17 protein-coding genes are annotated in these 17,499 nt (G+C 67.3%); 11 read left to right on the top strand and 6 right to left on the bottom strand.

What is annotated here, in order from left to right; all coding sequences use genetic code 11:
* Positions 1-6: 6 nt before the first annotated feature.
* Positions 7-909: a class I SAM-dependent methyltransferase gene (locus A7G45_RS12795; RefSeq protein ID WP_260937470.1), complete on the bottom strand. Its 903-nt coding sequence runs from the start codon at positions 907-909 to the stop codon at positions 7-9.
* A 21-nt stretch (positions 910-930) separates the two neighbouring features.
* Entirely contained in the window at positions 931-1,860 is a 930-nt protein-coding gene (locus A7G45_RS12800; protein ID WP_260937472.1) for a class I SAM-dependent methyltransferase, read from the bottom strand.
* A gap of 328 nt (positions 1,861-2,188) precedes the next feature.
* Between A7G45_RS12800 and secY the strand changes: the two genes are divergently transcribed.
* From secY to A7G45_RS12850, 10 genes are all read left to right on the top strand, one after another.
* On the top strand, positions 2,189-3,514 hold the full coding sequence (gene secY, locus A7G45_RS12805) for a preprotein translocase subunit SecY (protein ID WP_260937474.1): 1,326 nt from the start codon (positions 2,189-2,191) through the stop codon (positions 3,512-3,514).
* Positions 3,511-4,056, top strand: a complete 546-nt coding sequence (locus A7G45_RS12810) for an adenylate kinase (RefSeq protein WP_043401800.1) — start codon at positions 3,511-3,513, stop codon at positions 4,054-4,056. The genes secY and A7G45_RS12810 overlap by 4 nt, the downstream gene beginning before the upstream one ends.
* A 28-nt stretch (positions 4,057-4,084) precedes the next feature.
* Entirely contained in the window at positions 4,085-4,888 is an 804-nt protein-coding gene (gene map / locus A7G45_RS12815) for a type I methionyl aminopeptidase (RefSeq protein ID WP_260937476.1), read from the top strand.
* A gap of 51 nt (positions 4,889-4,939) precedes the next feature.
* Positions 4,940-5,464, top strand: a complete 525-nt coding sequence (locus A7G45_RS12820; protein ID WP_043401806.1) for a sigma-70 family RNA polymerase sigma factor — start codon at positions 4,940-4,942, stop codon at positions 5,462-5,464.
* Positions 5,461-6,189, top strand: coding sequence for an anti-sigma factor family protein (locus A7G45_RS12825; protein WP_260937478.1), 729 nt, complete (start codon positions 5,461-5,463; stop codon positions 6,187-6,189). Before A7G45_RS12820 ends, A7G45_RS12825 begins: the two co-directional genes overlap by 4 nt.
* A 74-nt stretch (positions 6,190-6,263) precedes the next feature.
* Positions 6,264-7,979 (top strand): thiamine pyrophosphate-binding protein, encoded by a 1,716-nt coding sequence (locus tag A7G45_RS12830; RefSeq protein WP_260937479.1) that lies wholly within the window; start codon positions 6,264-6,266, stop codon positions 7,977-7,979.
* Positions 7,960-8,607: a DUF8713 domain-containing protein gene (locus A7G45_RS12835; RefSeq protein ID WP_260937481.1), complete on the top strand. Its 648-nt coding sequence runs from the start codon at positions 7,960-7,962 to the stop codon at positions 8,605-8,607. Before A7G45_RS12830 ends, A7G45_RS12835 begins: the two co-directional genes overlap by 20 nt.
* Before the next feature lie 8 nt (positions 8,608-8,615).
* Positions 8,616-9,635, top strand: coding sequence for a 3-oxoacyl-ACP synthase III family protein (locus tag A7G45_RS12840; protein WP_110788949.1), 1,020 nt, complete (start codon positions 8,616-8,618; stop codon positions 9,633-9,635).
* On the top strand, positions 9,632-10,675 hold the full coding sequence (locus A7G45_RS12845; protein ID WP_260937483.1) for a pyridoxal phosphate-dependent aminotransferase: 1,044 nt from the start codon (positions 9,632-9,634) through the stop codon (positions 10,673-10,675). Before A7G45_RS12840 ends, A7G45_RS12845 begins: the two co-directional genes overlap by 4 nt.
* 69 nt (positions 10,676-10,744) lie before the next feature.
* On the top strand, positions 10,745-11,233 hold the full coding sequence (locus A7G45_RS12850; RefSeq protein WP_260937485.1) for a MarR family winged helix-turn-helix transcriptional regulator: 489 nt from the start codon (positions 10,745-10,747) through the stop codon (positions 11,231-11,233).
* 5 nt (positions 11,234-11,238) lie between these two features.
* Here the strand turns inward: A7G45_RS12850 and A7G45_RS32510 are convergent, their stop codons facing one another.
* From A7G45_RS32510 to A7G45_RS12865, 3 genes are all read right to left on the bottom strand, one after another.
* Positions 11,239-13,560, bottom strand: coding sequence for a putative bifunctional diguanylate cyclase/phosphodiesterase (locus A7G45_RS32510; protein ID WP_260937487.1), 2,322 nt, complete (start codon positions 13,558-13,560; stop codon positions 11,239-11,241).
* Positions 13,561-13,682: 122 nt separating this feature from the next.
* Positions 13,683-14,879, bottom strand: coding sequence for a GAF domain-containing sensor histidine kinase (locus tag A7G45_RS12860; RefSeq protein ID WP_260937489.1), 1,197 nt, complete (start codon positions 14,877-14,879; stop codon positions 13,683-13,685).
* Positions 14,876-15,553 (bottom strand): response regulator, encoded by a 678-nt coding sequence (locus A7G45_RS12865; protein ID WP_260937491.1) that lies wholly within the window; start codon positions 15,551-15,553, stop codon positions 14,876-14,878. The genes A7G45_RS12860 and A7G45_RS12865 overlap by 4 nt, the downstream gene beginning before the upstream one ends.
* Positions 15,554-15,730: 177 nt before the next feature.
* Here A7G45_RS12865 and A7G45_RS12870 point away from each other — a divergent pair, with 177 nt between their 5' ends.
* The gene (locus A7G45_RS12870; protein ID WP_260937493.1) at positions 15,731-16,501 is read left to right on the top strand and encodes an HAD family hydrolase; all 771 of its coding nucleotides are present in this window, start codon (positions 15,731-15,733) and stop codon (positions 16,499-16,501) included.
* A 65-nt stretch (positions 16,502-16,566) separates the two neighbouring features.
* Here A7G45_RS12870 and A7G45_RS12875 read toward each other — a convergent pair whose 3' ends face one another.
* On the bottom strand, positions 16,567-17,481 hold the full coding sequence (locus A7G45_RS12875; protein ID WP_260937495.1) for a hypothetical protein: 915 nt from the start codon (positions 17,479-17,481) through the stop codon (positions 16,567-16,569).
* Positions 17,482-17,499: the final 18 nt, after the last annotated feature.

Below are 17,499 nucleotides of genomic sequence, written 5' to 3' on the forward strand. Positions count from 1 at the left end.
CAGCTCCTAGTTCTTGATGGCCGTCACGGAAAGTGAATTACGCAGTGCCGCAGTGTCTTCGGTCTCGGCGAGGGGGCGGCCGTACTCGGCGAACACTTCGAGTCGCGGGCGGGCCGTGGTGTGCCAGCCACTGGCATCCAGGTGCTCGACGACCGAGGTCCGGTCGCCCTGGTACCAGAGGTCGGTCAGGTTGAGGTCAAGGCCGGCGCCGCGCCACCGCTCGCTCATGGCCGCGCCGCGCTCACGCATGCCCGCGCCGTGGTCGGTGTGGAACTCGGTGGCCAGCCGGCTGCCGGGCGCCGACAGCGCGGTGATGTTGTCGAAGAGTTTGTCCTGTGCCTCGGGCGGCAGGTAGATCAGCAGTCCCTCGGCGATCCAGGCCGTCGGCGCCGAAGAATCGAACCCGGCGGCGCGCAGTGCGGCGGGCCAGTCCTCGCGCAGATCGATCGCGACCGTGCGGCGTTGGCAGGTGGGTGTGGCCCCGATCTGAGCCATGGTCCCGGTCTTGGCGGCGATCACCTCGGGCTGGTCGATCTCGTAGACGACGGTGCCGGCCGGCCAGTCCAGCCGGTAGGCCCGCGAGTCGAGGCCCGCGGCGAGGATGACGGCCTGCCGGATGCCGGCTGCAGTCGCAGAAGTAAAGAAGTCGTCGAAGAACTTCGTCCGCACGGCCATCAGATTGGTCATCATGGCGGCGGCCGTCCCGACCTCGCCGGTGAGATCGATCTGCCCGTCGAGCAGATTGATGAAGAACTCGACGCCGACGGCCCGCACCAGCGGATCGGCGTACGGATCGTTGATGAGCGGCTCCGCTTCCTTGGTGGCCAGGGCGCGGGCGGTGGCCACCATGGTCGCGGTCGCGCCCACGCTCGAGGCCAGATCCCAGGTGTCGCTGTCGGTCCGGGTCATCGGTTCACTCCTATCAGGGGATCAGCGCAGCGCGGTGACGTAGTTGACCTCGCCCATCGTGGGGTGGTCGCTGTCGGGGTCGACCTCGACCGGGGCCAGGCCGTTGCGGATCAGCAGGTCATTGGCGGTGATGGCGGTCGTCTGCCAGCCATGGCCCTGCAGGTAGGTGGCCACATCGGCCCGGTCGCCCAGATAGACCAGATCGCTGAAGTCCAGGTCGAAGCCCTGCTCGCGCCAGTGCTCCGAGGCCGATTTCATGCGTTCCCGCACGGCGTCCTCGTCGAGGTCCGGTGTGGCCGGTACGCCTTCGGCGCCCATCCGGCTACCTGGTGCGGACAGCTCGGAGATCTGGTCCAGCAAGCGGTCCTGGGCCTCCGGCGGCAGGTAGCCGAACAATCCCTCGGCGATCCAGGCCGTCGGCTTGGTCGGGTCGAAACCCGCGGCCCGCAGCGCGGCCGGCCAGTCGTCGCGCAGGTCGATCGCCACTGCGCGCCGCTCGGTGGTCGGCCCAGCGTTCAGTTCGGACAGGGTTCTGGTCTTGAACTCGATGACGTCGGGCTGGTCCAGTTCGTAGACGACTGTGCCTGCCGGCCAGGCCAAGCGGTAGGCCCGGGCGTCGAGGCCGGCCGCCAGGATGACGGCCTGCCGGATGCCGGCCTTGCCGGCGTCGTGGAAGAAGTCGTCGAAAAATCGGGTGCGGGCCGCCATCCCGTTGGTCAGCTGCGCCATGGTCGGGCCGTAGCCGGCGCCGAACTGGGCCGGATCGGTGGCGCCGTCGACCAACTTGGTGAAGAACTCGACCCCGACGGCGCGGACCAGGGGAGCGGCGAACGGATCGTCGATGATCGGATCCTCGGAGTGGGTGGCGAGGGCGCGAGCGGCGGCCACCAGGGTCGCGGTCGCTCCTACGCTCGATGCCAGGTCCCAGGTGTCGTTGTCAGTGCGTGCCATCGCGTCATTCCTGTCGTGTGTTACCCGGTGAAGGGGCCGGTAGTTAGCTCATGTAACAACCTGTCGGCGACTGTACGCGCCCTTCCTGAACGCGGCAGAAATGCCGGGTGGCGGCAGGTTTCGACCGGTCCGGGCTGGCTGGGAAGGGTCCGGCGCCGTGCGGATGCAGGTCGGGGGGACGGCAACTGTTATTCTCGGAGACTGATTTGACGGCGCGTCCAGACAGGTCGGGTACCTGCTGTTGGTCGCGCACGGAATTAACCAAACGCTGGACCTGACCAGCCCCATCAGCACGCCGCGGCCCGAGCTCGGCTGCGCAGGAGGAAGAGTGCTTTCGGCTTTTATCTCGTCCCTGCGGACGGCCGATCTGCGACGCAAGATCCTCTTCACGCTGGGTGTAGTCATCCTGTATCGGGCCGGTGCTGCATTGCCGTCCCCCGGGGTGAACTACCCGAACGTGCAGAAGTGCATCGAGCAGGTCAGTGGCGGTGACGCAGCGCAGGTCTACTCGCTGATCAACCTGTTCTCCGGCGGTGCGCTACTGCATCTATCGGTGCTGGCGGTCGGCGTGATGCCATACATCACCGCGAGCATCATCGTGCAGCTGCTGGTCGTGGTCATTCCACGCTTCGAACAGCTCCAGAAGGAAGGTCAGTCCGGTCAGGCCAAGATGACGCAGTACACGCGTTATCTCGCGATCGCGCTGGCCGTTCTGCAGGGCACCTCGATCGTCGCGATGGCCGCCAGCGGCAACCTGCTGCAGGGCTGCACGCTGAACATCATCCAGGACCAGAGCATCTTCACCCTCGTGGTGATCGTGCTGGTCATGACCGCGGGCGCCGCCCTGGTCATGTGGATGGGCGAGCTGGTCACCGAACGTGGCATCGGCAACGGCATGTCGCTGATGATCTTCGCCGGTATCGCGGCCCGTATCCCGTCCGAAGGCCAGTCCATCCTGGAGAGCCGCGGCGGCGTGGTCTTCGCGTCGGTCCTGGCCGCGACGCTGATCATCATCGTCGGTGTGGTCTTCGTCGAGCAGGGCCAGCGCCGTATCCCGGTGCAGTACGCCAAGCGCATGGTGGGTCGTCGCATGTACGGCGGCACTTCTACTTACCTGCCGCTGAAGGTCAACCAGGCCGGCGTCATCCCCGTCATCTTCGCCTCGTCGCTGATCTACATCCCGCACCTGATCACCCAGCTGGTCACCGCGGGCGATCCGAACGCGTCCAACGGTTGGTGGTCCAAGGCAATCGCCAAGTACCTGACCAACCCGGCCGACCCGGTCTACATCGCGATCTACTTCGGCCTGATCATCTTCTTCACGTACTTCTACGTGTCCATCACGTTCAACCCCGATGAGCGGGCGGACGAGATGAAGAAGTTCGGTGGCTTCATCCCGGGCATCCGGCCGGGCAAGCCGACGGCGGACTACCTGCGGTACGTCCTGAGCCGGATCACGCTGCCTGGCTCGATCTACCTCGGTGTCATCGCCGTCCTGCCCAATCTGTTCCTCGAGATGGGCAACTCCGGTAGCGTGCAGAACTTGCCGTTCGGCGGTACGGCCGTGCTGATCATGATTGGCGTGGGTCTGGACACGGTCAAGCAGATCGAGAGCCAGCTCATGCAGCGCAACTACGAAGGGTTCCTCAAATGAGAATGGTTCTGCTGGGACCGCCGGGAGCAGGCAAGGGCACTCAGGCCGAGAAGCTGGCCGAGAAGTTCGGCATCCCGCAGATCTCCACGGGTGATCTGTTCCGTAGCAACATCAGCAAAGGCACCCCGCTCGGTGTCGAGGCCAAGAAGTACCTCGACGCCGGCGACCTGGTCCCGGCAGAGCTGACCAACGCGCTGGTCGACGACCGTCTCGACGCCGACGACACCGCCGCCGGGTTCATCCTCGACGGCTTCCCCCGCTCGGTCGAGCAGGCCGTGGCGCTGCGCGAGATGCTGGCCAAGCGCAGCCTGAAGCTGGACGCGGTGCTGGAGTTCCGCGTGTCGGAGTCCGAGCTGCTGACCCGGCTGAAGAGCCGTGGCCGCGCCGACGACACCGAAGAGGTCATCCTCAACCGCATGAAGGTGTACCGGGACGAGACCGCCCCGCTGCTCGACTACTACCAGGACGAGCTCGTGTCGGTCGACGCCGTGGGCAGCCTGGACGAGGTTTTCGCCCGCGCCCTGCAGGCGCTCGGCGGCTAAGCCGCCAATCCGGTTGAAGTAGTTATCGATGATTGGTCTTCCCCGACGCGGCCGCAAGGTCGTCCCGCAGCGGACTCCCGGCGAACTGGACGCCATGGCGGCTGCCGGCTCCCTGGTGGCGGCCGCGCTGAAAGCGGTTCGTGAGGCCGCCGCGCCGGGGGTGTCCACCCTCGACCTGGACCAGATCGCCGAGTTCGTCATCCGCGATGGCGGCGGCATCCCGTCCTTCCTGGGCTATCACGGTTTCCCGGCGACCATCTGCGCGTCGGTCAACGACCGCGTGGTGCACGGGATTCCGACCGCCGACGAGGTGCTCGCCAGCGGTGATCTGGTGTCCATCGACTGCGGCGCCATCCTCAACGACTGGCACGGCGACTCGGCGGTGACGTTCGGCGTCGGCCCGCTGATCGACGCCGACCAGAAGCTGTCCGACGCCACCCGCGAGTCCATGGAGGCGGGGATCGCCGCCATGGTGCCCGGCAACCGGCTGACCGACGTCTCGCACGCCATCGAGGTGGCCACCCGCGCCGCATCCGCCCGCTATGACCGCAAGTTCGGCATCGTCGCAGGCTACGGCGGCCACGGCATCGGCCAAGAGATGCACATGGACCCGTTCCTGCCGAACGAGGGATCGCCCGGCCGGGGCCCGTTCCTGGAACCCGGCTCGGTGCTGGCGATCGAACCGATGCTGACCTTGGGCAGCTCCAAGACGGTCATCCTCGAAGATGAATGGACTGTTGTCACCAAGGACGGCTCCCGTGCCGCACACTGGGAACACACCGTTGCGGTCACCGAGGACGGACCCAGAATTCTGACCCTCCTGCGCGACTGATTCGGTGAACCGGATCGCCCCTGATCTCGTGTCAATGACGGAGGTTGGTGCATGAGCGATCCGGAGGCCGCCATGATGCGGGTGCTTTATGACGAGCACGCTGGCGCCCTTTGGCGTTATGCCCTGAGACTGACGCAGGACTCGGCGCGTGCCGAGGACGTCGTGCAGGAGACATTGCTGCGGGCGTGGCGGCATCCCGACGTCGTATCCGACACCGACCAGTCCCCGCGGGCCTGGCTCTACACCGTCGCCCGCAACCTGATCATCGATGAGCAGCGCAGCGCCCGGCGCCGGCACGAGACCACCTCGTCGGAGGTGGTGGAGGCCGAGGATCGGACGGACCCGAAGGCTACCGATGAAGTGGATATCACCTTGGATCGGATGTTGCTCGGGGGCGCCCTGAGTCAGCTCTCCGTCGACCATCGCGCCGTGATCGAGCGCGCGTACTACCGGCAGTTGAGCGTCGCGCAGATCGCGGCGGAGCTTCAGATCGCCGAGGGCACAGTGAAGTCGAGGCTGCATTACGCGGTCCGGGCGTTGCGCCTGAATCTGCAGGAAATGGGGGTGACTCGGTGAGCGCACACCTGATCGAGTCCATTGGACCCTTTGACGGCGACCGGTACGAAACCTGGGACGCCGCCTACGTGCTGGGCTCGCTGTCCAGCGCGGAACGCCGCGAGTACGAGGCGCACCTGCACACCTGCGCGCGGTGCCGCGATGCGGTCTCTGAGATCAGTGGCATGCCGGCCCTACTGGGCCTACTGCAGTTGGCCGATGTGCAGGAGATCAGTGCCGAGCAGCCGGAACCGCCGTTGCGCCCCGAGGTGCTCGATTCAGTGTTGGCCAAGGTGCGGTGGCGCCGGCGCCGGACCCGCTGGGTGACGACGGCAGTGGCCGGCCTGGCCGCGGCGGTACTGGCAGTCGGTGCGGTGGCCGTGGTCCAGCCGGAGTTCTTCGGCGGCGGCCAGGCTCAGGAGCAGGCGCAGCAGCTGCCCATGCAGCACGTGGCACCCACTCCGTTCAACGCCACCATCGCGCTGAGCAGCTTCGGTTGGGGCACCCGGATCGACATGGCGTGCAGCTACGGCGACTGGTCCAGTGGACCGGCAGCCCCGCCGACCAACCTGGGTATGGTCGTGGTGGGCCGCGACGGCAGCCGCGCGCAGATCGCCACGTGGTTCGGCATGTCCGGTGCCACTGCGTTGCCGAGCGGTAACACGCCGATGCAGGTTTCGGAAATTGCTGCGGTACAACTGGTTTCCGCTGACAGTGGCAAGGTGCTGCTCGAGCGCAATTTGTAGATTTTTCCTGGCGGCGTTGAACCATCCGGCGCTCCGCTTCGTGTCTTGGTTAGACGAGCGGAAGCAGGTGGCAGATGGTCGGCAGGCATCGGGTGGTGGATCACATCATCACGCAACTTGCGGCGTCGGGCATCGAATATTTCTTCGGTGTCGACGGGGCAAACATCGAGGACCTGTTCGACGCGGCGTTCCTGAGTGACGACATCACCGCGATCCTGGCGAAGCACGAGTTCTCCGCGGCCACGATGGCCGACGGCTACAGCCGTGCGGTGTCCCGGGTCGGGGTGGTGGCCGCGACATCGGGTGGCGGATCGCTGAATCTGGTTGCGGGACTGGGTGAATCACTGGCCAGCCGAGTACCGGTACTGGCGTTGGTGGGGCAGGCGCCGACCGGTTTGGACGGCCGAGGCAGCTTTCAGGACACCAGTGGGCGCTCCGGGTCACTCGATGCGGTGGCCCTGTTCTCCGCGGTGTCGGTGTACTGCCGTCGCGTGACGGCACCCGAGGACATCGTGCCGGCGCTGGCGGAGGCGCTGGCGGCGGCCGACAGTGGCGGTCCGGCGGTGCTGCTACTGCCGAAGGACGTCCAGCAGGCGATGATCGATATGGTCAATCCAGTTGCTGCGGTTCAGGATTCGCTGCTGGCTGATCCCGGGCCGATCGCCGAGGTGCTGCGCCGGGCCCTGGGGCCGGTCACCATCATCGCCGGCGAGCAGGTGGCCCGCGACGATGCCCGCCGTGAACTCGAGGAGCTGCGGTCGGTGCTGCGGGCCTGGGTCGCCACGGTTCCCGATGCCAAGGATGTCAGCGGCTCTCCAGGCTTGGGTCAGTCGTCGTGGCTGGGAGTCACCGGCGTGATGGGTCATCCGCGGGTGGTCGATGCGATCTCCCGCAGCGCGGTGTGCCTGGTGGTCGGGACACGTCTGTCGGTGACGGCCCGCGCTGGTCTCGACAGCGCCCTGGCCGGGGTACAGGCCGTCTCGCTCGGGGCGCAGCGGCCGTATGTCCCGACAACACACGTGAATTCGACCAATCTGCGGGCGTCACTGACAGCGCTGACCCGGTCGCTGACGGGGGCCGGCCGTGCCCATGGGCTTCGGGTCCTGGATCCGTTGCCGCACAACGAACTTCAGCCACCAGTGCACGAGGGACCCGGCATCCGGTACCGCGATACCGTCACGCTGCTCGACGAGCTGGTGCCCGATGGCGCCGACATCGTCGTCGACGCCGGCAACACCGGCGCTTCGGCGGTGCACGGGCTGCCGGTGCGCCGGGCCGGGCGCTTCGTGGTGGCGCTCGGAATGGGCGGCATGGGATACAGTTTCGGCGCCGCCATCGGCATGTGCTTTGCCCGGGCGAAAACCGCTGGGCCGCAATACCGGACCGTGGTGGTGGCCGGCGACGGCTCCTTCTTCATGCACGGCATGGAAGTGCACACCGCGGTGCAGTACCGGCTCCCGATCACCTTTGTGCTGTTCAACAACAACGCCCACGCCATGTGCGTCACCCGCGAGCAGTTGTTCTACGGCGACCGCTACAGCTACAACCGCTTCACTCCGGCGCGGCTCGGCGCCGGTCTGGCCGCGATGTTCCCCGGCCTGCACGCAACCGACGTCACCGAGCTGCCGCAGCTGGCCGGCGCGCTGACCGAAGCGCTCAGCCGGCACGGACCATCGGTGGTCAGCGTCGAATGTTCCGCTGACGAAATCCCCACGTTCGCACCATTTCTCGATTCAGTCACCCAACAGACGCAGAAAGAGAGCCCCCAGCATGTCGCTGCCCGCGCTTGAAGACATCGCCCTACCGATCGACGGGATCACCCGCATCGAGAACGCGCCCCGGGAGAAGGCCACCCCGATCATCATGGAGATGATGCGGTCGGTGTACCCGCACGACGTGGTCTTCGGTGAGTACTGCACCGTCAACGACTACATCGACTGCCCGCCGGAGGAATTGTTCGAGTACCTGTCGGACACCCGCAGCCTGGAGGAGTGGACCTACAGCCTGCGCGGGTTCACCGAGACCACCGAGCCCGGCCTCTGGTTGGCCTACGACCGGCTGGGCTCGGAGACCGAAATCTACACGCGCACAGTGTCGAACCGTGACGCGATGACCGTCGACTACCACTGCGCGTGGGACCAGGGTCAGCACCTCTGGATGATCTACCTGATGCGCGTCGTCGACGCGCAGACCGTGCTGAACAAGCCCGGCTCGGTGGTGCTGTGGACCAACTGCCACCACCCGTTCTACGACAAGAACCCGTACCCGGAAGCGGCGCCCGCGCAGCGGCCCGTGTGGGTCGGGGATTTCTGGGACATGTTCGGGGCGGGCCACCGCCTGGAACTGGACAACCTCAAGGCAATCGCCGAATACCGGCACCGCAACGGTCTGCCGATCACCCCGGCCTGGATGAAGTGAGCGAAAAGATGCAGCAGCCTGCCGTCAGCCTTCTGGATGTCTCGACCTATCTCCCGGGCGAGCCGATCGGTGCCGACTACTACGCGCAATTCGCCGGTTCCGACGACCTGCGGGACAACCTGATGTTCCGGGCGCCGAAGTTCCGGCACCACGTGGCGCCCGACGAGACCGCCATCGACATGGTCGAACGCGCCGCCGCGGGCATCGTGGACCGGCACGGGTCTGATGTCCTGGCCAATGTCGACGTGCTGATCACCCACACCCAGCTGCCCGACATGCCGTTCTACGGCGGTGGCGGCGGTATGGCGAATCGTCTTGGCATGAAACCGAACTGGGTGATCGACCTGCACAACGGCGGGTGTGCGGCCTTCATCCTGGGCCTGAAGCTGGCCCGGCAGTTGCTCGCGTCCGGCGAGGGGCGTACGGCGCTGGTGGCGGTGGCGCAGAACGCGGCGGGTCAGGTCTTCGACCAGGCCACCATCCGGCCCAAGGCGCAGGCGTCCGTACCCGGTGACGGTGCTGCCGTGGGACTGGTTGCACTGTCGGACGTTTCGCCGATCCTCGACGTCGAATGCCGCACCTACGGCGAGTACGCCGGTGACATGACCATGGCCGTCGATCCGCCGCGCAAGTGGTGGCAGGCGGGGCCGGGGGAGGGCTGCATCGGCTTCACCGAAAGCAAGATCACCAAGGTGCTGGCCCGCGGTAACCGTCAGGTTCCCGAGGTGGCATATGCGGTGTGCGACCGGATCGGGCTGGCGCCCAAGGACATCGGCCTGCTGGTCACCAACCAGCCGAACCGGGTGTTCCTGCGGAACTGGCGTGAGGCGCTGGAGCTGCCCGCCGAGCGGCACCGGGACACGTTTGAAGAGTGCGGCAACCTGTTCGCCGCGGGCGTACCGATCAACCTGGACCGGGCGATCGATGACGGACAGGTCAAGAAGGGCGACATCGTGATGATGGCGGCTTTCGCGCACGCCGGTGACTTCGCCGGCGCGGCCGCGGTGCGGTGGGGCGGCCAGCGATGACGCCCACCTGCGCGTTGACCGACGCGGTCGATTCGCTGCCTGCCGCGGTCGACCCGTTGGCATTGTCGCTCAACGAGAATCCATTCCCCCCGCTGCCTGGGGTGCGCGCCGCGCTGACCGCGTCGATCGAGGTGGTGAACCGGTACCCGGAGTTCCTGCCACAGCGGTTGCGATCGCTGATCGCCGGGCGCGTCGGCGTCGCCGACGAACAGGTGGTGGTCGGCGCCGGTGCCACGGGCGTGGTCATGCAGGTGCTGCAGGCCGTCACCAAGCCCGGTGACGTGATGGTGACGGCAACGCCGACGTTCGACGGCTACCCGATCTTCGCGCAGATGGCGCGATTGCGGTCGGTGACGGTGCCGCTGGACCGGCATGGTCACCACGATCTCGATGCCATGGCAGATGCTGCGGCACGGGCGCGGGTCGTGGTGGTGTGCCGGCCACACAACCCGACCGGGACCGTCGAGTCGCCCGCTGACCTGTACCGGTTCCTGGATCGGGTGCCGTCCGGCACGGTGGTCCTGCTGGACGAGGCGTATGTGGAGTTCCTGGCGCCTGACTTGTGCCTGGACATCCCCTCGCTCGTGGAGCGGTACCCCAATTTGGTTGTGGTACGCACCTTTTCGAAGGCCTATGGGCTGGCTGGGCTGCGCATCGGCTACGGCGTGTGTGCCCCGCCGCTGGCCCGTCAGCTGTGGGGGATGCAGCTGCCGTTCGGCATCGGCATCACCGGGTTGGTGGCGGTCGCCGCGTCCTACGACGCGGAAGATCAACTGCAGCAACGTATCCAGATGATCTCCGCGGAGGGGGCATTTCTGCGGGCGCGGTTGCGGTCGATGGGGGTGTACTGCACGGACAGCCACGCCAACTTCGTCTACCTGCCGAGTGGGGCGCGGGCCTGGACCTTCGGCGATGACGGCCCGCGCGTGCGCAGCTACGCCGATGGCGGCGTGCGGATCACTGTCGGGGACCGCAGGTCGTCGCGCGCAGTGCTCGCGGCCATCCGGAAAGCGGTGGACGGGACGAGCGTCGGGGGCTGACCGCATCGGATCTGTGGCCAACTGGGCGAGCGCAGCGCCGGCGCGTAAGCGGTGCGGTAAGAATGAGGCGTGAGCAGTGGCCCCATCGCCCGGGCCCGGGCCAACTGGGAGCGGGCCGGCTGGGGCGACGTCGCCGACGGCATGGTCGCGGTGACGTCCGTGATGCGCGCCCACCAGATCCTGCTGGCCCGGGTCGAGACCGCGCTGCGGCCCTATGACCTGAGCTTTTCCCGCTATGAACTGCTGCGGCTGCTGGCGTTCAGCGGCAGCGGCGCACTGCCGATCACCAAGGCATCGGACCGGCTGCAGGTACACGTCACCAGCGTCACCCATGCGATCCGGCGGCTGGAAGCCGACGGCCTCGTCGAGCGGGTGCCGCACCCGACGGACGGCCGGACCACGTTGGTGCAACTGACCGAGGTGGGCCGCTCGACGGTCGAGGACGCTACGGTCACGCTGAACAAGGAAGTGTTCGCCGACGTCGGAATGTCCGACAGGCAGTCGGAGGCGCTGGTGACAGCCATCGAGACGCTGCGCCGCAACGCCGGCGACTTCTGAGCGGCTCAGGGCTGCAGTGGCTGCCGCGATTCGATCAGTGTCCGAAGTGATTCGGCGAACATCGGTTTGGCGAAGTAGAACCCCTGCCCGATATCGCACTCGTAGTCGGTGAGCCGTTGGGCGGTCGCCGCGTCTTCGACGCCCTCGGCGACGCTGACGATGTTCAGCGCGTGAGTCAGGTTGATCACCGACTGCACGATGGCGGCAGCGCGGGTGCTCTGCATCATCGGCAGGACGAACTCGCGGTCCAGCTTGAGCTCATCGACAGGGAGGTCCCGCAGGTAGCTCATGGTCGAGTAGCCGGACCCGAAGTCGTCGATCGAAACCCGCAGTCCCGACTTCCGCAGCCGGTCGATCACCACCTCGGTGCGGCTCATGTTGGACAGCAGCATCTGCTCGGTGATCTCCACCGTGAGCGCGCGCGCCGGCAGTGAGTTGCGGGCGAGGATGGCCCCGATCCGGTCGGCCAGGTCGACGTCGGTCAGGGACGGTGCAAAGAGATTGATCGCTACGGGCACATTGCGATGGCCGGTGCCGAACCACGTCGATGCGTCGCGGACAGCCTGCTCGAGCACCGTGTCGGTGACCGAGCCGATCAATCCGTTGCGCCGGATCAACGGCAGGAACTCGGCAGGCGTCAGTAGACCGAGCTCGGGGTGCGGCCAACGGAGCAGGGCCTCGACGCCGACGATGTCGCCGGTGGCCAGCGACACTTTCGGCTGGTAGACCAGCCTCAACTCGGAGTCGGTGATGGCGCGGCGTAGTTGCCCGAGTAGCTGTACCCCGACGTTGGCCGGCAGCTGTACGCGGCCGCTGTCGCTCCACCGTTGCGGCAGGTCCAGCGCCGAAACCTGCCGCATGTCGGCGGTGAAGGTCTGCACTCCGCCGATACCGGTCCGCTTGGCGGCGTACAGCGCGACGTCGGCGCGTTGCATCAGATCATCGGCGGTGGTGTCGGGTTCGTCTGCGTGGGTGATGGCCAATCCGACGCTCGGATGGATGAACACTTTCTCGCTGCTCAGCGCGAAAGGCGCGTCGAACGCCTCGATGACGCGCTCGGCGATGGTCGTGGCCGAGAGCGCCGTCGATTGGATGAGAACTGCGAACTCGTCACCGCCGAGTCGAGCGACGGGATGTCCGGCCGGCACACTGCTCTGGAGTCGATTCGCCACATCGATCAGGAGTTCGTCGCCGCTGGGGTGCCCGAGATTGTCGTTGACCATCTTGAAGTCATCCAGGTCGAGCGCCAGCACTGCCACGGGAAGGCGGTCGTGCGCACGTGATTGCATGGCTGCGTCGAGGTGGTCGTTGAACATCAACCGGTTGCCGAGCCCCGTCAGCGGATCGCGTCTGGTCTGCTCGGCCAGATCGAACAACAGTCGCCGGTTCTGGATGAGGACGATCAGTTGCCGGATCAGCGCGGCCATCACCAGCACGGCGGCGGCGACCAGCACAGGCTTGTCGCTGGTCATCGGCCACAAGTCGATGAGGCCGACGACCACTGCCGACACCAGCGGCGCATAGGGCAGCCAGAGCAAGGGGTCCGCAAGGCGGCGTCGATTCTTGGCGGCCCGCGGCGGTTGGCGCGCTTCCACCAGGCCGCCTGCGCTGAACAGCACCAGTCCGGTGGCCCAGCCGATGATGGCGACGGGGCTGGTCGAATTCGATTGCGCCAGCACATATATCCAGATGCTGTCCGCCACGGCGACGATGGACAGTCCGGCGCAGACCAGAACGACAGACTGCCTTTGACCCGGTGCTGCCGAACTCACCGTCAGCACCGCCAGCGTGATCATCACGACGTCCGAGATCGGGAACGCGACCGATACCGCCGTCGCCATCCAGCTGGAATTCGTCGATGCGAACAGGTCCTCCAGAATCAGCACCCAGCACACGAGGAACAACGCCGCGGCGACGATGACACCGTCCAGCACCGGCCGCAGTGCTGACATGCGATCGGCCGTCACCGTCCAGATGGAAGCGATCACCACGGTGCATGGCAGCACCAGGAAGGCGGCGTCGGCGACCGACGGAAAGGGCGGCGGCGATCCGATTACAGCGTGGTAATAGAGCAGGATCAGGTTGCCGACGACCCAGCCCGCCATGCCGATGGCCAACGCCATCCACACGCGCCGGCGCCGGCCCTTGTTGACTCGGTACGCGGCGACTGCGGTCAGGCAGGCGAATGCGCTGAACACCGCCAAGCCGATGTCGTAGGTGAGCTTTGCGGCGACCGTGCCGCGCCCACCCGAGATCACCAAGTAGGCAAACACAGCAAAGACGACCGCAGTGCCGCCGATGGCGGCGTTCGTATTGCGTCTGAGCACCGATACCCCCGTGTCTGCGCTGATAATTCGTCATCAACCGGGCATTGTCAAAATTGCCGGGCGGACAGCACGTCACGCGGTGAGCGAAATCTAGCAACGATCTCGTCTCGTTGGCGCCCCCTTCAGCTACCTGATGGCAGCGGGATGGTGGCGGTGACGATGGTCCCCGAGCCGGGCCGGGAGCGGATGTTCAGCCGGCCGCCGACGATCTCGGCGCGCTCGGCCATCGACAACAACCCGTAGCCGCCCGTCTCGTCGGCGCCCAGCGGGCGCTCGAAGGTGTCGAAACCGATGCCGTTGTCGATGATCTCGAGCCGCGCATGTTCGGCGTCGGCCGCGAACTTCAGCAGCGCGTTGCTGGCGTGGGCGTGCTTCACGACGTTCTGCAGGCACTCCTGGGCGATTCGGTACAACGCCAGCTCGATGTGGTCGGGCAGTCGGACGTCGGTCAGTTCCACGTCGACGTCGAGCTGGCCGATGGACCGTGCCAGGCTCGCCAGCCCGCCGGCCAGCCCCAGGTCGTCGAGGACCGGTGGGCGCAGGTTCCCGATGGCAGCCCGGGCCTCACCGAGGGTCAGATCCACGAGTTCGCGGGCCAACGTCAGCTGCTCGGCCGCGACGGCGGTGTCCGAGCCGACTGCCCGGCTGGCCGCATCGAGCCGGTAGGACAGGGTCACCAGCCGCTGCGAAATGCCGTCGTGGATATCGCCGGCCAGTCGGCGGCGCTCGATCTCCTGGGCTTCGATGACCTGCTCGACGAAATTCTCGTGGGCGCGTTCGCGTGCCACCAGCTGGCGGTGCAGCCGGGCCTGATGCATGGCCCCGGCGATCAGCCGGCCGATGACCAGCAGCAGCTCCACGTCGCGGGCGCTGAACTCCCGGCGTTCGACGGTGTGCACGTTGAGTACGCCGACCAGCCCACCCGGGTCGGTCTCCATCGGCACCGAAACCATCGACGCGAAGTCACTGCCGCGCAGCGATTCGAACGGCCGGTAGCGAGGGTCGGATTCCTTGTCATGGCTGATCACCACGGGTTCGCGATTGCTGGCCACCCATCCCGAGACGCCTTCGCCCAGCGGTAGCCGGATCTTGCCGACCTCCTGATCGAACGGCGGCGTGGCGCCCGTCAGGGTCAGCGACCGTTCGGTGTCGTCGAGCACGTGGACAAAGCAGACGTCGGTGCCGGTGGCCGCGGTGATCATCCGGGCGGCCGCCGCGGCCAGCGGCTCGACGCCGGGACCGCTCGAGGCGGCCTGGATCAGTTCGCGCAACAGGGCCAGTTCGCGGTCGGCGGTCAAGACCTCATTGCGCGGCGTCATCGGTAGATGCCTTCCCGCAGCGCGGTGGCCACCGCGCCCGCCCGGTCGCTGACGTCGAGCTTGCGATAGATCGCGCGCAGGTGACTCTTGACGGTCTCCTCGCCGATCACCAGCCGCGTCGCGATGCCGCGGTTGGACAGGCCGTCGACGACGAACGACAGGATCTCGCTTTCGCGCTGGGTCAGGCCCTGCCGGGCACCGGGCCAGAACTCGTCACGCTGCATGCGGGCGGCGGTGTCGGCAGCGCGTGCGGCCATGCTCGGGTCGATGGCGGTCGCGCCGCCGTGCACGAGCTCGAGCTGACGGACCAGGTCGTCACTGCTGATGCTCTTGAGCAGATACCCCGACGCGCCGACCCGAAGTGCCTGGTACAGGTACTGCTCGTCGTCGTACACCGACAGCATGACCACCTTGCGTTCCGGATCGCGTGCCCGCAGTTCACGGCACAGGTCCAGACCGCTGGCGCCCTGCATCCGGACGTCGCACAGCACGATGTCGGGCTGCAGTTCGTCGACCACGGCAGCGGCGCGTTCGGCCCCGACGGCCTGGCCGACCACCCGTACCCGGTCGCTGAAAGCGGCCAGCATGGCCTTGAGTCCCTCGATGACCATTTCGTGGTCGTCGACCAGGATCAGCCGAACCGGCGCAGCGTCGGCTTCGGGTTCGGCCGTCATGCGCGATCCGCCTGCGGCTTCTCGCTGGTGCTCATGGCATCACCTTAGAGCGGCGATTCGGCGCTGGTCGGGAGGACCGGCTGTGGACTGTCGGAGAAAGTTCGTCCTGAATCTCGCCCGCCCAATCCCCCATTGGGGGGAGGCCCGGGAGATGTGACGTAGGACACCCTGGTAGCCATGTCGGTGAGTTGTGTGGAGCGCACGTTCTGGTGGGATGTGGCGCGCCCGGCCCATGCCGTGATCGATCCGCTGCGTGCGGTGATCTTCGACCTGGACGGTGCGCTGGCCGATGTCGAGCGCGACGCACACCGGGTGGCGTTCAACGCCGCATTCGCCGCGCACGGGCTGGACATCTCCTGGTCGGTCGCCGAATACGGCCGGCTGGTCCGCATCGCCGACGAACAGCGTCGCGTCGCCTCGGCACTGCGCCGGCGCGGCTACGGGCGGGTCAGCACCGAGATCGCGGCCCACGTGTACCGCACCAAGACCGACCTGTTCGAGGCGTCGGTGCTCGACGGCGACGTGAGCCCGCGCGACGGCCTCGCCGATCTGGCGGCCGGGCTGTTCGGCGCCGGGATCGCTGTCGCAGTGGTGAGCACCGGTACGCGCTCGTGGGTGGAGCCGCTGGTCCGGCAGTTGCTGGGCGACGGCATCGCCGAAACCATCGTGACGCCCGACGATCTGCCGCATCCGACCCGTGACCCCGATCTGCACGGCCACGCGTTGTGGGAGCTGGGTCTGGGGCCGGAGAGCGCGCTGGCGGTGGCGGGCGGCGCCCGCGGTTTCCGCGCGGCACGGGCTGCCAAGCTGGCCACGCTGGTGATCACGACCGGCTATTCGGCCGGCCACGAATTCCCCGGGGCGGTCCAGGTGCGCGCGGAGTACGACGGTCTGATGGCCGCCGGATGCGAGCGCCTACACAAGAACTGGTGGTCAGCCCAGGGCTGACCACCAGTTCTTCACAACTTTTCAATTGTCGAGGCGGGGCTTCATGCCCCGCCTCTTTCAGCGGTTCAGAACCACGGCAGGCTGATCTTCGGCAGGCCGATCTTCGGGAAGATCCGCGGGTGCGGCGGGAAGCCGATCTGCGGGTGCGGGATGTCCGGCATGCCGATCTTCGGGGCCTTCGGCAAGCCGATCTCCGGGTGCGGCAGGTCTTCCGGCTTGGGGAGCTTGGGGGCACCCAACTTGGTGAAGTCCGGCATTTCCGGCAGGCCGGCGTTCGGCAGCTTCGGCAGGCCGATACCGGGCAGCTTCGGCGCGGCCAGCGCACCGAGCGAACCGATGGCCGGTGCGCCGATGGCCGGTGCGCCGATGGCCGGCAGGCCGCCGAGGCTGGGGGCAGCCACCGCCGGAGCGGCCATGGCGGGAACCGCGAGAGCCGGCGCAGCGGCGGCGGAGGAGACCTTCGCGATGTCGCCGACGGCGGACAGGGTGCCGAAGGTGGCGGCGGTCGCGGCGGGTGCTGCGGCCGCGGCGACGGGGGCGCCCAGAGTCGCGCCCGCAGGCAGCGCGGAGCTCGCGAGCAGACCCGCGAGTCCGGTGACCAGGCCGCCGAGGCCGGCGTCGAGCACGAGACTCGGCAGGCTCAGACCGGGCAGGCCCAGCGACAGCGGAATCGCGACGGTGGCCTCCGGCGGCTGCATGCTCGACAGGTTGATGGGCGGGAATCCGCCCAGGCTCCAGTCGTCACCCCACTCCAGGCCGTTGTCGTTGTTGCGCGCCGTCTTGCCGGTCAGGCCGCCGCCCGAGCTCGAGGTCGAGCTGGAGACGGTCTTGCTGCTGGCCGTGCCGAGGTCACCCGAAGGGGTGGTGGCCGACTCGTTGTTCTTGCTGGCCTGCTGGGTCTGCGTCGGGTCGGTACCCGGGTTGTTCGGGTTCACCGGACCTGGCGATGCGATGGCGATGCCGGCTCCGAAAAACGCCACAGCAATCGCCGTAGCCGA

It is taken from the genome of Mycolicibacterium llatzerense (assembly GCF_025331195.1).
GTDB lineage: Bacteria > Actinomycetota > Actinomycetes > Mycobacteriales > Mycobacteriaceae > Mycobacterium > Mycobacterium llatzerense.